This window comes from Streptomyces sp. CG 926 (assembly GCF_003148825.1).
GTDB lineage: Bacteria > Actinomycetota > Actinomycetes > Streptomycetales > Streptomycetaceae > Streptomyces.
On record NZ_QGGZ01000009.1, the window covers coordinates 271,523 to 292,320 of the forward strand.

At 69.9% G+C, this 20,798-nt stretch carries 20 protein-coding genes and 1 riboswitch; of the genes, 6 read left to right on the top strand and 14 right to left on the bottom strand.

Going from position 1 to position 20,798, the window contains the following annotated elements:
- Positions 1-35: 35 nt before the first annotated feature.
- The 6 genes from BCL76_RS24630 to BCL76_RS24655 all read right to left on the bottom strand — a co-directional run bounded on the left by BCL76_RS24630 (position 36) and on the right by BCL76_RS24655 (position 6,789).
- Positions 36-1,043, bottom strand: a complete 1,008-nt coding sequence (locus BCL76_RS24630; protein ID WP_109781573.1) for an ABC transporter permease — start codon at positions 1,041-1,043, stop codon at positions 36-38.
- A 152-nt stretch (positions 1,044-1,195) separates the two neighbouring features.
- Positions 1,196-2,944 (bottom strand): ABC transporter substrate-binding protein, encoded by a 1,749-nt coding sequence (locus BCL76_RS24635; protein WP_109781574.1) that lies wholly within the window; start codon positions 2,942-2,944, stop codon positions 1,196-1,198.
- A 78-nt stretch (positions 2,945-3,022) separates the two neighbouring features.
- A complete protein-coding gene (locus tag BCL76_RS24640) occupies positions 3,023-4,018 on the bottom strand; it encodes an ABC transporter permease (protein WP_109781575.1) in 996 nt (331 codons plus the stop codon).
- A gap of 427 nt (positions 4,019-4,445) precedes the next feature.
- On the bottom strand, positions 4,446-5,186 hold the full coding sequence (locus tag BCL76_RS24645) for an enhanced serine sensitivity protein SseB C-terminal domain-containing protein (protein WP_037864120.1): 741 nt from the start codon (positions 5,184-5,186) through the stop codon (positions 4,446-4,448).
- Positions 5,187-5,280: 94 nt separating this feature from the next.
- Positions 5,281-6,012 (bottom strand): enhanced serine sensitivity protein SseB, encoded by a 732-nt coding sequence (locus BCL76_RS24650; RefSeq protein ID WP_109781576.1) that lies wholly within the window; start codon positions 6,010-6,012, stop codon positions 5,281-5,283.
- 120 nt (positions 6,013-6,132) lie between these two features.
- On the bottom strand, positions 6,133-6,789 hold the full coding sequence (locus BCL76_RS24655) for an AAA family ATPase (protein WP_375137961.1): 657 nt from the start codon (positions 6,787-6,789) through the stop codon (positions 6,133-6,135).
- 206 nt (positions 6,790-6,995) lie between these two features.
- A riboswitch (glycine riboswitch) is annotated at positions 6,996-7,099 on the top strand.
- A 175-nt stretch (positions 7,100-7,274) separates the two neighbouring features.
- Between BCL76_RS24655 and gcvT the strand changes: the two genes are divergently transcribed.
- From gcvT to BCL76_RS24680, 5 genes are all read left to right on the top strand, one after another.
- Entirely contained in the window at positions 7,275-8,390 is a 1,116-nt protein-coding gene (gcvT, locus tag BCL76_RS24660) for a glycine cleavage system aminomethyltransferase GcvT (RefSeq protein WP_109781578.1), read from the top strand.
- Positions 8,391-8,491: 101 nt separating this feature from the next.
- Positions 8,492-8,875 (top strand): glycine cleavage system protein GcvH, encoded by a 384-nt coding sequence (gene gcvH, locus BCL76_RS24665; RefSeq protein ID WP_030763889.1) that lies wholly within the window; start codon positions 8,492-8,494, stop codon positions 8,873-8,875.
- A gap of 16 nt (positions 8,876-8,891) precedes the next feature.
- Positions 8,892-10,148 carry a serine hydroxymethyltransferase gene (gene glyA / locus BCL76_RS24670; protein WP_109781579.1) on the top strand — a complete coding sequence of 419 codons (1,257 nt, stop codon included), beginning with the start codon at positions 8,892-8,894 and terminating at the stop codon, positions 10,146-10,148.
- Positions 10,149-10,507: 359 nt separating this feature from the next.
- A complete protein-coding gene (locus BCL76_RS24675) occupies positions 10,508-11,890 on the top strand; it encodes an L-serine ammonia-lyase (protein ID WP_109781580.1) in 1,383 nt (460 codons plus the stop codon).
- A gap of 135 nt (positions 11,891-12,025) precedes the next feature.
- Complete coding sequence (locus tag BCL76_RS24680) at positions 12,026-12,544, top strand: AMIN-like domain-containing (lipo)protein (protein ID WP_181382704.1); 519 nt, start codon at positions 12,026-12,028, stop codon at positions 12,542-12,544.
- 74 nt (positions 12,545-12,618) lie between these two features.
- Here BCL76_RS24680 and BCL76_RS24685 read toward each other — a convergent pair whose 3' ends face one another.
- Together BCL76_RS24685 and BCL76_RS24690 are read right to left on the bottom strand one after the other, a co-directional pair.
- On the bottom strand, positions 12,619-13,263 hold the full coding sequence (locus BCL76_RS24685; protein ID WP_109781581.1) for a dihydrofolate reductase family protein: 645 nt from the start codon (positions 13,261-13,263) through the stop codon (positions 12,619-12,621).
- A gap of 30 nt (positions 13,264-13,293) precedes the next feature.
- Complete coding sequence (locus tag BCL76_RS24690) at positions 13,294-14,007, bottom strand: flavodoxin family protein (protein ID WP_109781582.1); 714 nt, start codon at positions 14,005-14,007, stop codon at positions 13,294-13,296.
- A 100-nt stretch (positions 14,008-14,107) separates the two neighbouring features.
- Between BCL76_RS24690 and BCL76_RS24695 the strand changes: the two genes are divergently transcribed.
- Positions 14,108-14,656: a PadR family transcriptional regulator gene (locus tag BCL76_RS24695; protein WP_109781583.1), complete on the top strand. Its 549-nt coding sequence runs from the start codon at positions 14,108-14,110 to the stop codon at positions 14,654-14,656.
- Between the two features lie 52 nt (positions 14,657-14,708).
- On the opposite strand, the gene BCL76_RS24700 is transcribed toward BCL76_RS24695, so the two are convergent.
- The 6 genes from BCL76_RS24700 to BCL76_RS24725 form a co-directional block, all read right to left on the bottom strand.
- Positions 14,709-14,921: an EF-hand domain-containing protein gene (locus tag BCL76_RS24700; protein WP_030763906.1), complete on the bottom strand. Its 213-nt coding sequence runs from the start codon at positions 14,919-14,921 to the stop codon at positions 14,709-14,711.
- 467 nt (positions 14,922-15,388) lie between these two features.
- Positions 15,389-16,576 (bottom strand): YncE family protein, encoded by a 1,188-nt coding sequence (locus BCL76_RS24705; protein ID WP_109781584.1) that lies wholly within the window; start codon positions 16,574-16,576, stop codon positions 15,389-15,391.
- Positions 16,573-17,373 carry a polysaccharide deacetylase family protein gene (locus BCL76_RS24710; RefSeq protein ID WP_181382705.1) on the bottom strand — a complete coding sequence of 267 codons (801 nt, stop codon included), beginning with the start codon at positions 17,371-17,373 and terminating at the stop codon, positions 16,573-16,575. Before BCL76_RS24710 ends, BCL76_RS24705 begins: the two co-directional genes overlap by 4 nt.
- A gap of 414 nt (positions 17,374-17,787) precedes the next feature.
- Positions 17,788-18,300 carry an ATP-binding protein gene (locus BCL76_RS24715; RefSeq protein WP_109781585.1) on the bottom strand — a complete coding sequence of 171 codons (513 nt, stop codon included), beginning with the start codon at positions 18,298-18,300 and terminating at the stop codon, positions 17,788-17,790.
- Between the two features lie 255 nt (positions 18,301-18,555).
- A complete protein-coding gene (locus BCL76_RS24720) occupies positions 18,556-19,323 on the bottom strand; it encodes an enoyl-CoA hydratase/isomerase family protein (RefSeq protein ID WP_109781586.1) in 768 nt (255 codons plus the stop codon).
- A 105-nt stretch (positions 19,324-19,428) separates the two neighbouring features.
- Positions 19,429-20,670: a L,D-transpeptidase gene (locus BCL76_RS24725; protein ID WP_181382706.1), complete on the bottom strand. Its 1,242-nt coding sequence runs from the start codon at positions 20,668-20,670 to the stop codon at positions 19,429-19,431.
- Positions 20,671-20,798: the final 128 nt, after the last annotated feature.

Sequence of the window (20,798 nt, forward strand, 5' to 3'; positions counted from 1 at the left end):
TTCGCCGGCCTCGTTCCCCTTCGGAGTCGGATCGGTCACGACAGCCTCACCCTCGGGTCGATGATGGCGTAGACGAGGTCCACCACCAGGTTGCACAGCACGATGAAGGCTCCGGCGAAGAGGGTCACCCCGAGGATCTTCGGCAGGTCGTTCACCGCGATGGCGTGGTACGCGTACTCACCGATGCCGTGGTACGAGAAGACCGTCTCGGTGACGATGGCGCCGCCGAGGAGCAGCCCGAAGTCCATGCCGAAGATGGTCACGATGGGGGTCAGCGCGGAGCGCAGCCCGTGGCGGGTGACGACGACCCGTTCGCGCAGGCCCTTGGCGCGCGCGGTGCGGATGTAGTCCTCGCTCATGGTCTCCAGCATTCCGGCCCGGGTGAGCCGGGCGTAGAGCGCGGAGTAGAGGAAGGCGAGCGTGCACCAGGGCAGGACCAGCCCCTGGAACCAGGCGCCCGGATCCTCGGAGAAGTCCACGTACACATTGGTGAACACGGGCCAGTTGAAGACGAAGACGGCCAACGAGAGCGTGCCGGTGAAGAACATCGGCAGCGAGACGCCGGCGAGGGCCACGCCCATCGCGAGCCGGTCGAAGAGCGAGCCCGGGCGCAGGGCCGAGACCACGCCCGTCGTCACACCGGTGATCAGCCAGATGATGGCCGCTCCCAGCGTGAGGGAGGCGGTGATGGGCAGCCGGGCGACGATGTCGGGCCAGACCTCGACGTGGTCCTTGAAGGAGTAGCCGAGGCAGGGGGCGCTGCACTGCGAGGGGTCGGGGCCGTAGTTGAACTCACGGCCCGCGAATATGCCCCGCAGGAAGTCCCAGTACTGCGAGTACAGGGGCTGGTCGAAACCGAGGTTCTTCTTGACCGCGGCGATGGACTCGGGCGAGGGGTTCTTGCCCACGTACTGGGTGGCCAGCGAGTCGGCCGTGCCGCCGGCCAGCCGGGGCAGCAGGAAGAAGATCGCGAAGGTGATCGCGCTGACAACGAGCAGCAGGAACACCGCGGCGAACAGCCGCCGGACGATGTACACAAACACGGGGGTCGGCTTCGGCGTCCGCCGGTCCGCCCCGCACCCCGGTCGGGGGCGCGGGACGGACCGGCGCGCGCACTGCTGCCTTCACCTGCCTTCCACGGTTCTGGCAGATCTGGCTGAGAGGGTCGAACTGCCTGAGGACTTGACGTCCGGGGTTACTTCAGGCCGATGTTGAGGTAGTCGTACTGACCGCTCCACGCCGGGTTGGAGACCACGTTGGTGAGCTTGGGCGAGCGGTAGTGCAGGACCTTGAAGTAGGTCAGGGGGACGATGACCGCCTGGTCCATGACCTTCTTGTCGATCTCGCCGTAGACCTTCTCGCGGGCGGCGGAGTCGGTGTTGGCGATGTTGTCGTTCAGCATCTTGTTGATCTCGGGGTCGTTCAGCTGCGACAGGTTGGTGTTGCCCGTCTTGCTGATCGCGTCACCGTGGACGACCTGCTGGAGGAAGCCGAAGCCGCTCGGCCAGTCGGCGCCCCACTGCATCATCATGAGGCCGATCTTGTTGTCCTCGGTGAACTTCGGGACGCCCGCGTAGTCGCTGAAGTACTTGCCGGCCGGGAACTGCTGGATCTTGACCGTGATCCCGATCTTCTTCAGGGACGCCTGGATGGCCGTGGCCATGTCGACCTCGCCGGCGCGGTCGTTGCGCGCGGTGATGGTGGTCTCGAAGCCGTTCGGCTGGCCGCAGGCGGTCAGCGCGGCCTTGGCCTTGGCCTCGTCGCCCTTGTCATCGGGGGTCTTGTAGGTGTTGAAGTCCACGTGACCCGGGATGTCGGTCGGCAGGACGGTGCTGGCGATGGCGCCGCGGATCGGGCCACCGAAGGCCGTCTGCACCGACACCTTGTCGATCGCGTACTGGACCGCCTTGCGGCACTCCACGTTGTCGAAGGGTGCCACCTTGGTGTTCATCGCCATGTAGACCAGGCGACCACCCTCGGCGTTGTCCGTGTTGGGGTCCTTCGAGGTCAGCAGCTCCGTCTGGGTCTGCTGGGCCACACCGTTACCGACGATGTCGATGTGGGTGTTGCCGGCCTTCAGGTTGGAGTCGATCGTCTCCTGGTTGACCTTCAGCTTGACGACGATCTTCTCCGGGAGCTGCTTGCGCAGCGGGTCCGTGGAGGCGTCCCAGTTGGGGTTGCGGACCAGGACGGCCTGCTTGTCGTGCTCGTAGCTCTCGAACATGTACGAGCCCGAGGAGACGATGTTCTTCACATAGTCCGCGCCGTTGTCCTTGGCCTTCGGCACGGGGGCCGACTGCGGGTTCGCCAGCAGGTAGTCGAACTCGGCGAACGGCTGCTTCAGCTTGAAGACGATCGTCTGGTCGTCGGGGGTCTCGATGGACTGCAGCCCCGTGTCGGACTTGTCCTTGTACGGGCCCTCGTACGGGGTCTCGTTGTTCTTGAGGTACTGCGCGAGGTAGTTCGGGCCGTTGGAGTGCACGTCACGCGCGAAGTTGCTGCGCTCGACCGCGTACTTGACGTCCTTGGAGGTGACCAGGGAGCCGTCGCTGTACTTGACGCCCTTGCGCAGCTTGTACGTCCAGGTCGCACCGCCGTCGCTCGGCGTACCGAGGCCCTCGGCGAGGTCCGGGACCACCTTGTTGCCCTCGGCGCCCGGGGCGGGCGCGAAGGTGGTCAGCGGACGGGCGTACAGGCGGCTGAAGTTGAAGACGAAGCCGTAGTACGTGTTGCCGGGGTCGAAGGAGTCGGGGGTGTCGGACGCCTCGTAGACGACCGTCCCGCCCTTCTTGTCCGAGACGTTGACCATGGCCTTGACGGCGGCGTTGGCGCCGGCCGACTTGTCGTCACCGCCGGTCTTGTCACCACCACTGCAGGCGGAGGCGGTGAGGGCGACGGTGATGGCGGCGGCAAGCACCGCGGCTGTTCTCGACCTGCTTCTCATGGCGGAGTGATGCCCCCTGATTCGGAGTGATGGTGGGTACTGTCGGAGCCTCGGCCGGGTGCCCGAGGAACGGGAGGGTCAGCGCGAGCTCTTGGGGTCCAGGGCGTCGCGCAGACCGTCGCCGAGGAGGTTGAAGGCGAGCACGGTGACGAAGATCGCCATGCCCGGGACGACCATGAACATCGGGTCGACCTTGTAGTAGGCCACGGCGGAGCTGAGCATCCCGCCCCATGAGGCCTGCGGCGGCTGGATACCCACGCCGAGGAAGCTCAGGGAGGCCTCGAAGAGGATGTTGGTCGGGATGAGCAGCGTGGAGTAGACGAGGATCGGGGCCACCAGGTTCGGCAGGAGCTCCCGGAAGACGATGAAGGGGCCGCGGGCTCCGAGGCTGCGGGCCGCGTCGACGAACTCCCGCTCGCGCAGCGACAGGGTCTGGCCGCGCACGATGCGTCCGATGTAGGGCCAGCTGAAGAAGCCGATCACGAAGATCAGCACGCTGATGTGCAGCGGCAGGCCGTCGAGGCCGAAGGCCCCGCCCTGGAGGGCGGCCGAGATGGAGATCGCGAAGAGCAGCAGCGGGAAGGCGAGGAAGGTGTCCATCATGCGGCTGATCACCGTGTCGGCCCAGCCTCCGTAGTACCCGGCGATGATGCCGAGCACGGAGCCGATGAACACCGAGACCACGGTCGATCCGAAGGCGACCAGCAGGGAGACCCAGGAGCCTTCCAGGATGCGGGTGGCGATGTCGCGGCCGAACTTCGGCTCCACGCCGAGCGGGTGCTCCCAGCTGATGCCGCCGAAGGAGCCGACGGGGGTGGCCAGGGAGGGGTCGATGAGGTCCTGGTGCAGGGCGTCCGGGTCCAGCCCGAACATCCACTGGATCGGCTGCGAGAGCATGGCCAGCACCACGAGCAGCAGCACGACCAGGCCGCCGGCCAGCGCCACCTTGTCCCGCTTGAGTCTGATCCACGCGATACGGCCGAGCGAGCGCCCCTCGATCGCCTTTCGCGGAACCTCGGAGGTGGTCACGGCCTTCGGCTCGGCCGCGCTCATGTCCTGCAGTGGTGCCGTCATCGTGGTGGGACCCCTCTCGGCCGACGTCGGTCGGCCCATGCCCGCCGCTGCGGCGGCTTGGTTCAATCGGCGTCGCTGGTGGTGCGATTGGCACGAAATGTGCCGGAAGTGCACGTGAAGAGCTGGTGTTTGTGAGATGGACCGGCCTTCGGTGGGGTGGAGTCTTCAACGCCCTCTCAAGCGCCCGCCAGACCCCCCGGGGATGTGATGCGCAACCGTGATCTACGCCTACACCTTCCGTTATCCGAACCCCGGGATCTGTTGAGCGGTGAAACACCGCCCGTTCGGCACGGAACGGACATCCCCCCCAACTGCCCTTTCGGGTACGGATCCTGGGCGGATGCACCGGATACGCCGAAGGCCGCACCGATGGGGACCGGTGCGGCCTTCGAGACAGATTTCTCGGTATGCGGACAACGCGAACGCGTCAGTAGGTCGGCGCCTGACCCTCGCGGTCGTAGAAGGGGCGGCTCTGGGCGCGCAGCCACATGGCGACGGGGTCGTGCTCGTCCCCGAGTGCGACCGTGCACACCGGGACACCTTCCGGGACCACCCCGACCGACTGCCGCATCATCTCCCGTACGGATTCCAGCGCGGGCGCGGAGGCGTCGTACAGGTCCAGCCCGACCGCCAGGTACGGGGAGCCGAGCGCGGGCTGCACCCACGCGCGGCGCAGCGACCGCACGGCCGGGGTGCGGTGGGCGTGCTGGGTCAGCAGCCCGTAGAACTGCGGGAGCTCGATCGCCGGCTCGGACAGCCGCAGCGGGCCGGCCGGCATCCGGTCCAGGCCGGTGGCGATCCGGCGCAGGTCGGCCCAGGGCACGCCGAGGCCGCCGCCCTGGGCGTGCGGGTTGAGCCACAGGCCCCAGCGGTCCGGGTACAGCGCTCGGGCGATGTCCCGCCCGGTGACCACCTCGTAGCCCCTGTTCCAGCCGCTGGCGGCCAGCTCCTGGGGGGAGGTGACGCAGGGCGCGTAACCGAGGCTCTCGACCTCCATGCCGCCGTACTGGGCGTCCGGGGAACCCGGCTGCCCCTGCCAGAGCAACATCCACAGCCGGCCCTCGGAGAGGGCGTGCAGGAGTGCCTCGTAACTCTCGTAGCGCCCGGGAGTCACCTGGCGCATCATGTGCTCGACCTGCCCGGCCGCGGCCGTGCCTGACGCACTCACCCGGAACCCCTCTTCGTCCGCCCGTCGCTCCACGCGTGTCCTCCGAACCGGCAGTCGCGCGTGCGGCCAGGAGATGTAACCAGCTTAAGCGGCCCTACGGCAGGTAGAAGGGGCGTACGCGCTCACGAATCCAGTCCGTGACCGGGTCCTGGGCGGCGTCCAGCAGGATCAACTGCACCGGCCACGGCGGCGGGACACGGGTCAGGGCCCGTCCGAGAGCCTCCATGGGCGCGCTCTGCATCTCGGGTTCCCATCCCACCAGGCGGACACCGACGAACAGCTGGGGCGCCCCGCCCTCGACACTGGCGAGGCAGCGGTACGCGGCGGCGACCACCCCGGTGGCGCGGAACTCCTCGGTGGCGGCGGCCAGGAAATCCACCGGGTCGTCCTGCCAGTCGGGCTCGTAGAGCCGGACCCGGCCGCCGGTGGCCGGGCCGTCGAGCGGGGTCCGCCCGGTGCGGCAGAGCTCCGCGACAGCGGGCGGCGGCAGCGGTACGCCGACGGCACCCTCGGGATTGAGGGCGATGCCGAGCTGCGGGGGCAGGCCACGGGCGAACTCGACGGCGGGAGCCACCGCGAAGTCCATGCCGGGGCCGACGCAGGCGAGGAACTGGGCCTCGGAGCTGTAGACGGGGACGTACGCCGCCCCGCCGATGTCCATGGTCGGCAGGTCGAGGCCGGCCGTCGTCGGGCCGCCGCCGGGCAGGGGGACCCACACCTGGCTGCGCCCGAGGACCTCCAGGATCCGCCCCCCGGCGTCCGGCTGCCCGAGCGCCGCCCCGAGCACCTGCTCCAGCTCATTCCCCGGCCAGCCGCTGCCCTGCATCTGCCCCTGCCCCTGTCCTGTTGTCCCGCGTGTCCCGCGTGTCGACCCGCAGGGTACCGGCCTCGCGGGCGCCGCGGCGTCGCCGGGGTCCGGGGGCCGACAGCGGCGCCGCGGCCGGACTCAGGCCGTGAAGGCGATGCGGGAAACCGTCGCGGCCGAGCGGCGGTCCAGGAGGGTCACCGAGGCGCACCCGGCGGGCGGCCGGCCCGCCTCGGCCTCGCGCAGCAGCCGGGTCACCGCGCCGCGGTGGCGGGCGAAGGCGTAGGCGGAGACCCCGCGGCCGCGCGCGGCCTGCCCGGAGAGGGCCTCCTCGGGGCTGCTGTCCAGCAGGAGCAGGTGCAGCGCCCGTCCCCGGCGGCGCGCCGCGGCCGCCAGCAGGCCGCGTACCCAGGACTGCGTGCCGCAGTCGTGGACGACCACGGAGGCCCCGGAGCGCAGCATCCGCCACAGCCCCCAGTAGTGCGCGGCGCGCACCAGCGGCCGGTACACCGCGTACGGCAGCGCCGCGGGCATGCGGCGCTCCCAGGCCTCGCGGGTGTCCTGGGAGTCCACCGCGCCGCCCTCGGCGGCCGCCCGCTTGATCAGCGTGCTCTTGCCGCCGCCGGGCAGACCGGACACCACGACGATGTCACCGGCCGCGAAGCCGAGCCGCCGCGGGGCGTGCGCGGCCGGTCCGCGCAGGTCGCGTACGAGGCCGAGGCCGGTGTCGGCGGTCCCCCCGCGCCCGCGCGCGCCGCGCTGCGTCGGCACCGCCTCCACGGTTCCCGTCGTCGTCACCACTCCGAATCTCCGCACAGTGTTCGCCTCCCCCGATTCGGGTCACGAGGACCCTTGCCCACTGAGTGTAAAGAGACGGTAATCCGGCGGCCCCGGTTCCGGTCGGACCCTTCGGAGGGCCGTACGAACTTTCGGACCCCGCCGCCCGGTCTCGGGCATGGCGTGCAATGATGTGCGCCATCTGGACCAACTGCATACCGGCCGCTTGAATCCGCGCGGGAGAGTCCCGGCACGCCGCAAGGCCGTGCGCGGGCGCCGAAGGAGCAAGAACCTCCCTTGAATCTCTCAGGCCCCGTACCGCGTGGATGAGGCAGATCTGAAAAGCGAGCTGCTGCGCAGCTCCACCCAAGGTGCAAGTCGATGAGAAGAACCGGCGATCGATCGATCGGCGGAACTCTCGGCGAACCTCTCAGGTTCCGATGACAGATGGGGAGGAACGTCCTCGTCATGTCATGTCGATGCCCTGGGACCCGGGAGCCACACCCATGAGCACTGCCCCCCGCCTGACCGCCCTCGATGCGCTGCACCGCTCGCTCGGTGCGACCATGACCGATTTCGCGGGCTGGGACATGCCGCTGCGGTACGCCAGCGAGCGCGACGAGCACAACGCCGTACGGACCAAGGCCGGTCTCTTCGACCTCTCCCACATGGGCGAGATCACGCTGACCGGCCCGGAGGCCGTCAAGGCCCTGGACTACGCGCTGGTGGGCAACATCTCCACCGTCGGCGTCGGCCGCGCCCGCTACACGCACATCTGTCAGGAGGACGGCGGGATCGTCGACGACCTGATCGTCTACCGCCTCGGCGAGACCGAGTACATGGTCGTCGCCAACGCCTCCAACGCCCAGGTGGTCCTGGACGCCCTGACCGAGCGCGCCGCCGGCTTCGACACCGAGGTCCGCGACGACCGCGACGCGTACGCGCTCCTCGCGGTGCAGGGCCCCGAGTCCCCCGGCATCCTGGCGTCCCTGACCGACGCCGACCTGGACGGCCTGAAGTACTACGCCGGCCTGCCGGGCACCGTCGCGGGCGTGCCCGCGCTGATCGCGCGTACGGGCTACACGGGCGAGGACGGCTTCGAGCTGTTCGTGGCTCCCGAGCACGCCGTGGAGCTGTGGCAGGCGCTGACCAAGGCGGGCGAGGGCGTCGGCCTGGTCCCGGCCGGCCTGTCCTGCCGTGACACCCTGCGCCTGGAAGCGGGCATGCCGCTGTACGGGCACGAGCTGACCACCTCCCTCACCCCGTTCGACGCGGGTCTGGGCCGGGTCGTGAAGTTCGAGAAGGAGGGGGACTTCGTCGGCCGCGCCGCGCTGGAGGCCGCCGCCGAGCGCGCCGCCACCAACCCCCCGCGCAAGCTGGTCGGTCTGATCGCCGAGGGCCGCCGCGTCCCGCGCGCCGGGTTCCCGGTCGTCGCCGACGGCCAGGTCATCGGCGAGGTCACCTCCGGCGCCCCGTCCCCGACGCTGGGCAAGCCGCTCGCGATGGCGTACGTGGACGCGGCGCACGCCGCGCCCGGCACGTCCGGCGTCGGCGTCGACATTCGCGGTACGCATGAGCCCTACGAGGTCGTGGCGCTGCCGTTCTACAAGCGGCAGAAGTAGCCCCACGCACCACGTCCGCCGTCCGGAAACCCGTACGGCGCCGTCTCAGTACCCAAGACCGCAGTTCGTATCCACTCCCCCGCATCCAGGAGAATCAGGTCATGAGCAACCCCCAGCAGCTGCGTTACACCAAGGAGCACGAGTGGCTGTCGGACGCCGTCGACGGCGTCGCGACGGTCGGCATCACGGAGTTCGCGGCCAACGCGCTCGGTGACGTCGTCTACGCCCAGCTCCCCGCGGTCGGCGACACCGTGACCGAGGGCGAGACCTGTGGCGAGCTGGAGTCGACCAAGTCGGTCAGCGACCTGTACTCCCCCGTCTCCGGTGAGGTCGTCGAGGCCAACCAGGACGTCGTGGACGACCCCGCGCTCGTCAACACCGCCCCCTTCGAGGGCGGCTGGCTCTTCAAGGTGCGTCTCTCGGACGAGCCGAAGGACGTCCTCTCGGCCGACGAGTACGCGGCGCTCACCCACTCCGACAACTGACACCCCAGGGATCAAGATGTCTGTGCTGAACACGCCCCTCCACGAGCTCGACCCGGACGTCGCCGCCGCCGTCGACGCCGAGCTCGTTCGCCAGCAGTCCACCCTGGAAATGATCGCGTCGGAGAACTTCGCTCCGGTCGCCGTCATGGAGGCCCAGGGCTCGGTCCTGACCAACAAGTACGCCGAGGGCTACCCGGGCCGCCGTTACTACGGTGGCTGCGAGCACGTCGACGTGGTCGAGCAGATCGCGATCGACCGCATCAAGGCGCTGTTCGGCGCCGAGGCCGCGAACGTCCAGCCGCACTCCGGTGCGCAGGCCAACGCCGCCGCGATGTTCGCGCTGCTGAAGCCGGGCGACACCATCATGGGCCTGAACCTGGCCCACGGCGGTCACCTGACCCACGGCATGAAGATCAACTTCTCCGGCAAGCTCTACAACGTGGTCCCGTACCACGTCGACGAGACCGGCGAGGTCGACATGGCCGAGGTCGAGCGCCTCGCCAAGGAGTCCAAGCCGCAGCTGATCGTCGCCGGCTGGTCCGCCTACCCGCGCCAGCTGGACTTCGCCGCCTTCCGCCGCATCGCGGACGAGGTCGGCGCGTACCTGATGGTCGACATGGCGCACTTCGCCGGCCTGGTCGCCGCGGGTCTGCACCCGAACCCGGTGCCGCACGCCCACGTCGTCACCACCACCACGCACAAGACCCTCGGCGGTCCGCGCGGCGGTGTGATCCTGTCGACGCAGGAGCTGGCCAAGAAGATCAACTCCGCGGTCTTCCCCGGTCAGCAGGGCGGCCCGCTGGAGCACGTGATCGCGGCCAAGGCCGTCTCCTTCAAGGTCGCGGCCTCGCCCGAGTTCAAGGAGCGCCAGGAGCGCACCCTGGAGGGTGCGAAGATCCTCGCCGCCCGCCTGGTCCAGGACGACGTCAAGGCCGTGGGCGTGGACGTCCTCACCGGTGGCACCGACGTGCACCTGGTCCTGGTCGACCTGCGCAACTCGGAGCTGGACGGTCAGCAGGCCGAGGACCGCCTCCACGAGGTGGGCATCACGGTCAACCGCAACGCCATCCCGAACGACCCGCGGCCGCCGATGGTCACCTCGGGTCTGCGGATCGGTACGCCGGCGCTGGCCACCCGCGGTTTCGACGCCGAGGCCTTCACCGAGGTCGCCGAGATCATCGCGCAGGCGCTGAAGCCCGCGTACGACCGCGAGGCCCTGAAGGCGCGCGTCTCCGCGCTCGCCGCGAAGTTCCCGCTGTACCCGACGCTCTAACCGGCGTCCGGCCGACGGCCACGGAAGGGCCCGGCCTTGTCACCGCACAGGCCGGGCCCTTCTCATGACCGGAGCCGCAGACCGCTCGCCCCGGTCCCGGTGGGCTCGCACCCCCGCCTTCCACCTACGAGCGACCGCGGCGCCCCGCACCGGCGCCCGCCTCGCCCCGGTCCGCAGCGGGCCGGTCGATCGCCCGGCCGGCACCCGGCCGACCCGTCCGCGTAATCCTTCCCACCTCGTCCGGCTGCCGAGGCGTTCACCTCGTCGCGTTAAGCTCGTCTGCCGGACAAAATCCGAATAATCCACTTCTCCTCTCCTGCCCCCTCCCACCCCACGAGCAGACAAGGGAGTCCGCCACCGTGGCCATCTCCGTCTTCGATCTCTTCTCCATCGGTATCGGTCCCTCCTCCTCCCACACGGTCGGTCCGATGCGGGCCGCGCGCATGTTCGTGACGCGGCTGAAGAAGGACGGCGTGCTGGCCCAGACCACCTCCGTCCGTGCCGAGCTCTTCGGCTCCCTCGGCGCGACCGGCCACGGTCACGGCACCCCCAAGGCGGTGCTGCTCGGTCTGGAGGGCCACTCCCCCCGCAACGTGAACGTCGAGACCGCCGACGACGAGGTCGAGCGCATCCGCAGGACCGGCCGGCTGCGGCTGCTGGGCGCGGAGATAGGCGATGTCCACGAGATCGCCTTCGACGAGCCGAACCAGCTGATCCTGCACCGCCGCCGCTCCCTGCCGTACCACGCGAACGGCATGACGCTTTTCGCGTACGACAGCGCCGGCACCCCGCTGCTGGAGAAGACCTACTACTCGGTCGGCGGCGGTTTCGTCGTGGACGAGGACGCGGTCGGCGAGGACCGGATCAAGCTCGACGACACGGTGCTGAAGTACCCCTTCCGCTCCGGCGACGAGATGCTGCGTCTCGCGAACGAGACCGGTCTGTCGATCTCCTCACTGATGCTGGAGAACGAGAAGGCCTGGCGCACCGAGGACGAGATCCGCGAGGGCCTCCTGGAGATCTGGCGCGTCATGCAGTCCTGCGTCTCGCGCGGCATGTCCCGCGAGGGCATCCTCCCCGGCGGCCTGCGGGTCAAGCGCCGGGCCGCCGCCACCGCGCGCCAGCTGCGTACCGAGGGCGACCCGATGCTGCACCGCAGCGAGTGGGCGACGATCTACGCGATGGCGGTCAACGAGGAGAACGCGGCCGGCGGCCGCGTGGTGACCGCTCCGACCAACGGCGCCGCGGGCGTCCTGCCGGCCGTGCTGCACTACTACATGAACTTCGTGCCGGGCGCGGACGAGGACGGCGTGGTCCGCTTCCTCCTCGCCGCGGGCGCGATCGGCATGCTGTTCAAGGAGAACGCCTCGATCTCCGGCGCCGAGGTCGGCTGCCAGGGCGAGGTGGGCTCGGCGTGCTCGATGGCGGCCGGCGCCCTCGCCGAGGTCCTGGGCGGCACCCCGGAGCAGGTCGAGAACGCGGCCGAGATCGGCATGGAGCACAACCTCGGCCTGACCTGCGACCCGGTCGGCGGCCTCGTGCAGATCCCCTGCATCGAGCGCAACGGCATGGCGGCGGTCAAGGCCGTCACCGCCGCGCGGATGGCGATGCGCGGCGACGGCAGCCACAAGGTGTCCCTCGACAAGGTCATCAAGACCATGAAGGAGACCGGCGCCGACATGAAGGTGAAGTACAAGGAGACCGCGCGCGGCGGCCTCGCGGTCAACGTCATCGAGTGCTGACCCGCACCGCGTGACACGAGAAGGGCCCGGCGCGTGCGCCGGGCCCTTCTTCGTCCGGAACCGGAACCACCGTGTCCAAGAGGGCGTCCTAGGCTGTGCCACCCGTCCCCGTCTCTCGAGAATCGAGGGGACAACATGATCCACGCCCGTCTCCGGCAGTCCGTGGCCCTGGCAACCGGCGCCCTGCTCGCCGCCTGCCTCTCCTTCGCCGCACCTGCCTCGGCCTCCACCCTCACCACCGCCAAGGCCCAGGCCCAGGCCCAGGCCCAGACCCCGCTCGTCGTCAACGCCCGCTGGGCCGGGCACCCCACGTACGACCGCATCGTCATCGACCTCCAGGGCTCCGGCCCCGCGGTCACCGTCACTCCCGTCCCGCAGCTGGTGTACGACGGGTCCGGGAAGCCCGTACCGCTGCCCGGGAAGTACTTCCTGGAGATCCGCCTCCACCCCGCCGCCGCGCACAACGACGCGGGGCAGAACGTCTACCAGGGCCCCAAGCTGCAGAAGATCAACCTCAGCAAGCTCAAGGGCATCGCCCTGACCGGCGACTACGAGGGGTACGTGACCTTCGGCGCCGCCTTCGACACCCTGCCGTACTACCGCGCGTTCCCGCTGCACTCGCCGGAGCGGTTCGTCGTGGACATCGCGCACTGAACCGGTGCCGTGCGCCTGGGCCCGGAGCGTGGAACGCTCCGGGCCCAGGCCGCGTCACGGACTCCCGGAGTGCCTCACCTGCGCCAGAACAGGTGGTGCGTCACCCCGCTCGCGCTGGGCACCACGTCGAGGTGGTACCGGTCGAGGAGCTCCTCGGGCGACTCCCAGAGCCGCACCCCCGATCCGAGCTCCACCGGAGAGACCGCCACGTGCAGGGTGTCGACGAGGTCGGCGTCGAGGAACTCTCGAATGGTGGTGGTCCCGCCGCCCAGCCGGACGTCCTTGCCCCGCGCCGCTTCCCGCGCCCGGTCCAAGGCCGTGGCCGGGTCGGCGTCGACGAAGTGGAAGGTGGTGTCGGAGAGCGTGAACGAGGGGCGCGGGTGGTGGGTCATGACGAACACGGGGGTGTGGAACGGGGGCTCCTCACCCCACCAACCGCGCCATTCGTGGTCGGCCCACGGCCCGCGCTGGGGGCCGAACTTGTTGCGGCCCATGATCTCGGCGCCGATGTTGTGGGCGAAGTCCCGGGTGAGGTAGTCGTCGAGGCCCCGGCTCCCTCCGGGGGCGGTCCGGTTGGGCCAGCTCGCGGTGGCGCCGGCCCAGGCGAACATCTCGCCGGGGTCGGCGTGGCCGAACGGTCTCTCCAGGCTCTGGTTCTCACCGGCGCCGAATCCGTCGCGCGAGACGGTGAAGTTCTGGACCCTCAGCAGTTGCTCCACCGGTTTCCTCCTCCGGACGGGGGCACGGGCTCAGCGGTGCTCCGGGTTGGGGAAGTCGGAGCGGCAGCCCGCGTCCCATTGTGCGCGCTGGTTGCCGTGCGGCGGGATGCCGCCGGAGCGCTTGAGCAGGGCGGCCAGGTGCATGAGGTTCCAGGACATGAAGGCGGTGTTGCGGTTGGTGAAGTCGTTCTCGGGGCCGCCGGAACCGGGGTCCAGGTAGGAGGGTCCGGGACCGGCCTCGCCGATCCAGCCCGCGTCGGCCTGCGGCGGGATCGCGTAGCCCAGGTGCTGGAGGCTGTAGAGGATGTTCATGGCGCAGTGCTTGACGCCGTCCTCGTTGCCGGTGATCAGCGCGCCGCCGACCCGCCCGTAGTAGGCGTACTGGCCGCGCTCGTTCAGCAGCGAGGAGCAGGCGTACAGGCGCTCGATGACCTGCTTCATCACGGAGCTGTTGTCGCCGAGCCAGATGGGACCGCACAGGACGAGGATGTCGGCGTCCATGATCCGGCTGTAGAGGACCGGCCACTGGTCGCTCTCCCAGCCGTGCTCGGTCATGTCGGGCCAGACCCCGGTCGCGATGTCGTGGTCGACGGCGCGGACGAGGGAGGTCCGGGTGCCGGCCGATTCCATGACCCGGCGGCTCTTGTCGATCAGGCCCTCGGTGTTGCTGGTCTCGGGTGAGCGTTTGAGCGTGCAGTTCACGTAGAGGGCGGTCAGGTCCGAGTAGTCGTATTCGGCAGCCACGCCCCCAGCCTCGCCACGAGGGCTGGGCTCCGCCACCGGGCCGCGCCCGTCCGGGGGCCGCCGTGCGGGGGCGGCGGCGCCGCAAACCTAGGATGGCGCCATGTCGCTGCCGCACGCCATCCTCACCGCCCTGCTCGAGAAGCCCTCGTCCGGGCTGGAGCTGACCCGGCGGTTCGACAAGTCGATCGGGTACTTCTGGTCGGCGACGCACCAGCAGATCTACCGCGAGCTGGGACGCCTGGAGGAGTCCGGGCTGATCCGGGAGCTGCCCAGCGAGGTGCCCGTGCGCGGGCAGAAGAAGGAGTACGAGGTGCTGCCGGCGGGCGGCGCGGAGCTGGCCCGGTGGGTCGCCGAGAGCCAGGACCCCAAGCCGATGCGCGACCCGCTGCTGCTGCGGATCCGCGCGGCGGGTGTCGTGGGGCCGCAGGGGCTCGGTCCCGAGCTGCGGCGCCATCTGGAGCTGCACCGGCACCAGCTCGCGCAGTACGAGGCCATCGAGGAGAAGGACTTCCCGCCGGAGCGGGACGCCGTGGAGGACCGGCTGCGCCGGCTCGTGCTGCACGGCGGGATCGCCCTGGAGACGTTCTGGCTGCACTGGCTGGAGGAGGCCCTGGGCGAGGTCGAGGACATGTCCGGGCCGCAGGCCTGACACACACCGACGCCCCGCTCCGGCGGTCCGGGGCGGGGCGTCGGCGGAGGGACTACTTGTTCAGGGAGGCCCAGAACTCGTCGAAGCTCAGCAGGCCGTCACCGTTCGTGTCCTTGGCGGCGATCACGGCGTCCGCGACGGGGCCGGTGACGAACGGGTCGCCCATGGCCGCCATGGCCGCCTTGAACTCGTCGGCCGTGACGAAGCCGTCACCGTTCACGTCGAACTTGCCGAACGTCGTCCGTGCGCTCTCGATGTCCGCCACTGGGTCCACTCCTTCTTGATGCCTTGTTGACCGGCCCAGGGTAGCGGCCGCCCCGGTCCGCCCCCGCCTCGGGTCCCGTTCGCGCGACAGGACCGTTCCCTCACCGACCCATGAACGGAATTATCGATTCCGGCCGGGCGGACCGAGACCCCCCTTGTCACACTCCGGTGGGACCACATAACGTCATGGCATTGCCGCCACACCAGGAGCGCAGGGCTCCCAGGGACGAGCGGCGACAAGGGCGATCCATCAGATGGCGATCACGACCGACGCGTCGTTCGACGTTCCGCATTCCGGTCGGACCCCGCCCTTCCCCCCTTCCTGGTGACAGATCTCGTCCGCCCCACGGCTTCGCCGAGCGACTTGCGCAGCGCCCTCCGCTCGCCCGGTGGCCCGCGGGTCGACGCATGGACGGCGATGCCCCGGGAGCTGTGCGAGCTCCCGGGGCACCGCTTCACCCGGATCCCCTAGCGGAAGATGCCGGTGTGGCCGAGCGAGTAGCGGCCGGGCTGCGGGTACACGGCGAGTCCGTGCGGTCCGCCGCCCACCGGGATCCGGGCGAGCTGCTTGCCGGTCTGCGTGTCGAGCGCGTAGACCTCGGAGTTGTAGCGGCCCGACAGCCACAGCACCTTGCCGTCGGCGGAGACCCCGCCCATGTCGGGGCTGCCGCCGTCCGGCAGGGTCCACTTCTTGGTGAGCTTGTTCTCGGGGAAGTTGAAGACCGAGATGGTGCCCTCGCCCCGGTTGGAGACGTACATCTCCTTGGAGTCGCGGCTCACGTAGAGGCCGTGGCAACCCTTGCCGGTGGGCAGCAGCTTGGGGGTCTCGAACGTGTCGCCGCTCAGCACCCACATGCCGTGGGCCATCATGTCCGCGACGTAGAAGGTCTTCCCGTCCGGGGAGACCTTGACGTCCTGCGGCATCGCGCCCTCGAACGGCAGCTTCTGCTGGCCGACGACCTCCATCCGCTCGGTGTCGACCTTCAGGAGCTCGCCGGAGAACTCGCAGCTCACGATGAAGTAGCGGCCGTCGGCGGAGAAGTCCGCGTGGTTGACGCCGTAGCAGGTCACGGGGACCGTCTTCACCCGGTCCATCGTGTGCGGGTCGCGGAAGACCAGCTCCTTGTCCATCGAAGCCATGACGATCGCGTACTTGCCGTTGGGCGTGAAGTACAGGTTGTACGGGTCGTGCACCTCGACGGGCTTGCCGGCCTCGCCGGTGGCCGGGTTGATCGGGGTGAGGGTGTGACCGCGGTTGTTGTTGACCCACAGGGTCTTCAGGTCCCAGGAGGGGACCACGTGCTGGGGCTGGACGCCGACCGGGATGGTGTCGATGACCTTGTACGTCGCCGGGTCGATGACGGACACCGTGTTGGAGTTGGTGTTCGGCACGTACACGCGGGACGGGAAGTCCTTGACCACGGGGGAGAGTTTGTTCGGCCGGTCCGCCGCGTAGACGTCGTTCGGATCGAGTACGGGCGGCATGCCGGGCAGACCGGGCGGGGCGGCCGGCGCGGCCTTGACGGGCTTGGCCGGGCCCTTGGTGCCGAGCGCCTCGGCGGGCCCCTTCGCGGCCGATCCACAGCCGGCCAGGGCGGCGAGGACCAGACCGGCCAGCAGCACGGTGGCCTTCCGGGGAAGGCGGGTGGTCTTCATGGGGTCAGCAGCTCCGTGGTGGTCACCGCGCGCAGTTCGCGGCGCGCGAGTTCTTCGAGGAGGGGAGGCATCGCGTCGACCGTGTCCGCGTAGCCGAAGTGCAGGCTCACCACCGATCCGGGCCGGATCGTCCCGATGACGGTGCGGATGACGGCCGCGGCGCCGGGCGAGGTGAAGTCGAGGGAGTCCACGTCGTACGAGAGGACGTGCGGGTAGCCCGCCCGCTGGGCCAGCTTCTGGACGAGCGGGGTCGCGTACTGGGTCTGGGACGGCCGGAACCAGGTGCCGATGGAGCCCGTGAGCCGCTTGAGCCGCTGGGCACAGCCGGTGATCTCGGCGTAGGCCTGCGCCTCGGACATGTCGTTGATCGCCAGGTGGCGCTGGGTGTGGTTGCCGAGCTCGTGGCCGCCGTCGAGGATCCGCCGGGCGAGCTCCGGGTGGGCGTCGAGCCAGGTCCCGATCGCCAGTACGGTGACCCGCGCGCCGCCCTTCTCCGCCGCGGCCAGCACCGACCGGGCGATGGCGGGGTCCCCGTTGCCGTGGAAGGTGAGGGCGACCTGGGGACGGTCGCGCGGGCCGTGGCCGATCTCCACGGGCTGACCGGCGAAACGCCGCGGGGCTGCGGCCGGGGCCGCCTGTGCCGGGCGGGCCGGACGAGCCGGGCCCGGCGTCGGGCCGGAGGACGCGGTGGCGGGCCGACCCGGGCCGCAGGCGGCGGTGAGGCCGGCCGCGGCGGCGCCGGCCGTCCCGAGGGCGGCCGCGCGCAGGGCCGCGCGGCGGCCTGGTTGTGAGAGCACCTGCCCATTTAAGGGGGCGATGACCCGGAAGATAACGATTGACCCAATTCAGGACGGTCGCCGGAAGGGGCCGATCGGGTGGTCAGGCCGCTATGTGATCAACGATTTACACAGAGCAGTCGATACTTATTCGTAGATTGCGAGGTGAGTGGCCCACCTCACCTAGGATTTAGCTAGAAAGTCTTACTATTTGCCCACTTATGTCCAAGTAGGGACTTTTGGCGTTCGGGCCGGCGTCTGCCATAGTCGGAACCACGACTTCCCATTGACCCGAGCGAAGTCACCACGCCGAGGATCACACCCCTTCCGATCCTCGGCGCACCCATGAAGCCCCCACCGCCTCACATGGCGCACGGGGGCTTCAGGCATTCCGGGGGCAGGCGCTCCGAGGGCAGGGGCAGGCGCTCCGGGGCTTCAGGTGTTCTGGCGGTCGGCGACGCGCATCTCGAACCAGGTGATCTTCCCGCGCGGCAGCAGGTCCGCGCCCCAGCGGTCGGACAGCTTGTCGACCAGGAAGAGGCCCCGGCCGGTGGTGTCCAGCTCATGGACCGGCATCAGGCAGGGCAGCCCCCGCGAGGGGTCGCGCACCTCCACCCGGATCCAGCCCCGGCGCCGCAACATGCGTAAGCCGAAGGAACGGGCCCCGGTGTGCCGGACCGCGTTGCCGACGAGCTCCGAGACCAGCAGGACGGCGTGCTCGGCGATCTGCGGAGAGAGGCCCCAGAGGCGGACCACCACGCACTGGGTGAGCCGGCGCGCGGTGCTCGCCGACTCCGGCATGGACGGCAGTGTCACTTCGGCCTCGGCCGGATTTCCGTACAACTCCAGCGCCTTGAGACCTTGTTCGTCCTCAACGGCCGCCGTGAGCCGTACCGCCGAAGCGCTGCCGCGCTGCCGCGGCTGTTCCACACCCTCCAGGCCCGCCATGCACCCATCATGGAGGGCCGACCCGCCCTCCCGGGCCGTTCCACAGGAAAACACCCCCCGGATTCAACAACTCCAAGGGGGTGTCCTGTCATATGCGCGAGGCAACCGGAAGGCCTTGGCGCATAGCTTGACCTGCGGTGACAGCCCGCACAAAAGTGATCACAGCGAGTGGATCACCGATTCTCCTTAAGTCTGCCTTAAGGCCTGGCTAATCCACCCACAGGGAGGACCAGGGCCCGCCGCCGAGGCCTCGACTCAGACGAACTTCGCCTTGCCCGGGCCCTCTTCGACGAAGCTGCGCATCCCGAGCTCGCGGTCCTCGGTGGCGAACAGGCCCGCGAACCAGTTGCGTTCGATGGTCAGGCCGGTGTCGATGTCGGCCTCCAGGCCCGCGTCCACGCACTCCTTGGCGGCACGCAGCGCGATCGCCGGACCCTGCGCCAGCTTCGCGGCCCAGGCGTGCGCCTGCTCGTACACCTCGGCGGCGGGCACCACCCGGTCGACCAGACCGAGGGTCAGCGCCTCGTCGGCCTTGACCATGCGTCCGGTGAAGATCAGATCCTTCGCCTTGGACGGTCCGACCAGCCGGGACAGCCGCTGGGTGCCGCCCGCGCCCGGGATCAGACCGAGCAGGATCTCGGGCTGGCCGAGCTTGGCGTTGTCCGCGGCGATCCGGTAGTCGGCGCACAGCGCGAGTTCACAGCCGCCGCCCAGCGCGTAGCCGGTGACGGCCGCGACGACGGGCTTGGGGATCCGGGCGACGGCGGTGAAGGCGTCCTGGAGCGCGCGGGACCGGGCGACCATCGCCGCGTGGTCCATCGTCTGCATCTCCTTGATGTCCGCGCCCGCCGCGAACACCTTCTCGCCGCCGTAGATGATCACCGCGCGGACGTCGGCGCGGTCGGTCGCCTCCACCGCGAGCTCGCGCAGCCGGTCCTGGGTGGCGATGTCCAGGGCGTTCATGGGCGGCCGGTCCAGACGAATGGTGCCGACGCCTTCGGAGACTTCGAGAGAGAGGGTCATGAGGGTCAGGTTAGCGCCGGTTAACGTGCGGTGGCCCGGTGCTGTGGGTCACAGCACCGGGCCACCCGGACTACGTACGCGACGCGCGGGACGTCCGCTTCGTGACTACTTGATCCAGTCCGCCCACGGCATGTTCCAGCCGTTGAGGCCGTTGTCGGGGGCGATCTGCTTGTCCTTCGAGTTCTTCACGACGACCACGTCACCGATCAGCGACTCGTTGAAGAACCAGGCCGCCGGGGCGTCCGGGTCGCCGCCGCCGCGCTGGTCGCGCAGGCCGACACAGCCGTGGCTGACGTTCGAGGAGCCGAAGGTGCCCGAGGAGGCCCAGTAGTTGCCGTGGACGAAGGTGCCGGAGTTCGACAGGCGCATGGCGTGGGGGACGTCGGCGATGTCGTACTCGCCGCCGAAGCCGACGGTCGCGCCGTTCATCCGGGTCACCTCGTACTTCTCGCTGATGACCATCTGACCGTTGTAGGTGGTCGTCGACGGGGCGCCCGCGGTGATCGGGACGTTCTTGAACACCTGGCCGTCACGGACGACCTCCATCTGCTTGGTGCTCGCGTCGACCGTGGAGACCTGGGAGCGACCGATGGTGAAGGTGACCGTACGGGTCTGCTTGCCGTAGACACCGGGGCGGCCTTCGACACCGTCGAGGGCGAGCTTCACGGTGACCTTGGTGCCCGCGGCCCAGTAGTTCTCGGGGCGGAAGTCGAGGCGGTCGTTGCCGAACCAGTGGCCCTCGACCTGGACGGCCGGCTCGGCCGTGACGGTGATGGCCTTCTCGACGGCCTCGGGGTTGGTGATCCCCCGGGTGAAGTTGATCGAGACCGGCATGCCCACGCCGACGGTGGCGCCGTCCTCGGGCGTGTAGTGGCCCACGAAGGTGTTCGTCGGGGTCAGGGTGGTGAAGGTGGTGTCCTTGGCCGACTCCCGGCCGGCCTCGTCCTTGGCGACCGCGTGCACCTTGTACTCGGTGGCGGAGGCCAGGTGGCGGGCCGGCTCCCAGCTGGCGCCGTCGTCGGCGAGCTTGCCCTCGACCGCGTTGCCCTTGGTGTCCGCCACGGTCACCGTGCTGAGCTTGCCGCCCGTGCTCGATATCTTCAGGACGCCACTGGTGGCGACCTCCTTGGCCCCGTCGTCGGGCTTGACGCTGACGACCGCCTTGGAGGCTTCGGTACCGGTCTTACCGCCACCCCCGGCGTTGTCGCCACCGCTGCCGCCGCTGTTGGAACCGCCACCGCCGCTGCACGCGGTGGTGAACAGCAGGGCCGCCCCCAGCAGAAGGGCCGGCAGGCCGGTGCGGGCACGGCCGCGTATCGGCTGCAGGTTCACTCGTGTTCTCCCCATGTCCCCCGCGCGCGGACTGTCGCGCGCTTGTCGACAGGTAATCACAGCGAGAGATCACGATGAGCCACGGTCTTGTCACCGTTCCGTCCCAACTGCCCGGAGAGGTGCCGCGGCGGCCGCCCGCGTGG

Bases quoted from the DNA above. Each gene is read 5' to 3' on its own strand.
- BCL76_RS24705 (WP_109781584.1), bottom strand. From the start codon at position 16,576: ATGAAGACCACCCGCCTTCCCCGGAAGGCCACCGTGCTGCTGGCCGGT.
- BCL76_RS24715 (WP_109781585.1), bottom strand. From the start codon at position 18,300: ATGGCGGGCCTGGAGGGTGTGGAACAGCCGCGGCAGCGCGGCAGCGCT.
- BCL76_RS24640 (WP_109781575.1), bottom strand. From the start codon at position 4,018: ATGACGGCACCACTGCAGGACATGAGCGCGGCCGAGCCGAAGGCCGTG.
- BCL76_RS24650 (WP_109781576.1), bottom strand. From the start codon at position 6,012: ATGCAGGGCAGCGGCTGGCCGGGGAATGAGCTGGAGCAGGTGCTCGGG.
- gcvH (WP_030763889.1), top strand. From the start codon at position 8,492: ATGAGCAACCCCCAGCAGCTGCGTTACACCAAGGAGCACGAGTGGCTG.
- BCL76_RS24680 (WP_181382704.1), top strand. From the start codon at position 12,026: ATGATCCACGCCCGTCTCCGGCAGTCCGTGGCCCTGGCAACCGGCGCC.
- gcvT (WP_109781578.1), top strand. From the start codon at position 7,275: ATGAGCACTGCCCCCCGCCTGACCGCCCTCGATGCGCTGCACCGCTCG.
- BCL76_RS24695 (WP_109781583.1), top strand. From the start codon at position 14,108: ATGTCGCTGCCGCACGCCATCCTCACCGCCCTGCTCGAGAAGCCCTCG.
- glyA (WP_109781579.1), top strand. From the start codon at position 8,892: ATGTCTGTGCTGAACACGCCCCTCCACGAGCTCGACCCGGACGTCGCC.
- BCL76_RS24635 (WP_109781574.1), bottom strand. From the start codon at position 2,944: ATGAGAAGCAGGTCGAGAACAGCCGCGGTGCTTGCCGCCGCCATCACC.
- BCL76_RS24725 (WP_181382706.1), bottom strand. From the start codon at position 20,670: ATGGGGAGAACACGAGTGAACCTGCAGCCGATACGCGGCCGTGCCCGC.
- BCL76_RS24720 (WP_109781586.1), bottom strand. From the start codon at position 19,323: ATGACCCTCTCTCTCGAAGTCTCCGAAGGCGTCGGCACCATTCGTCTG.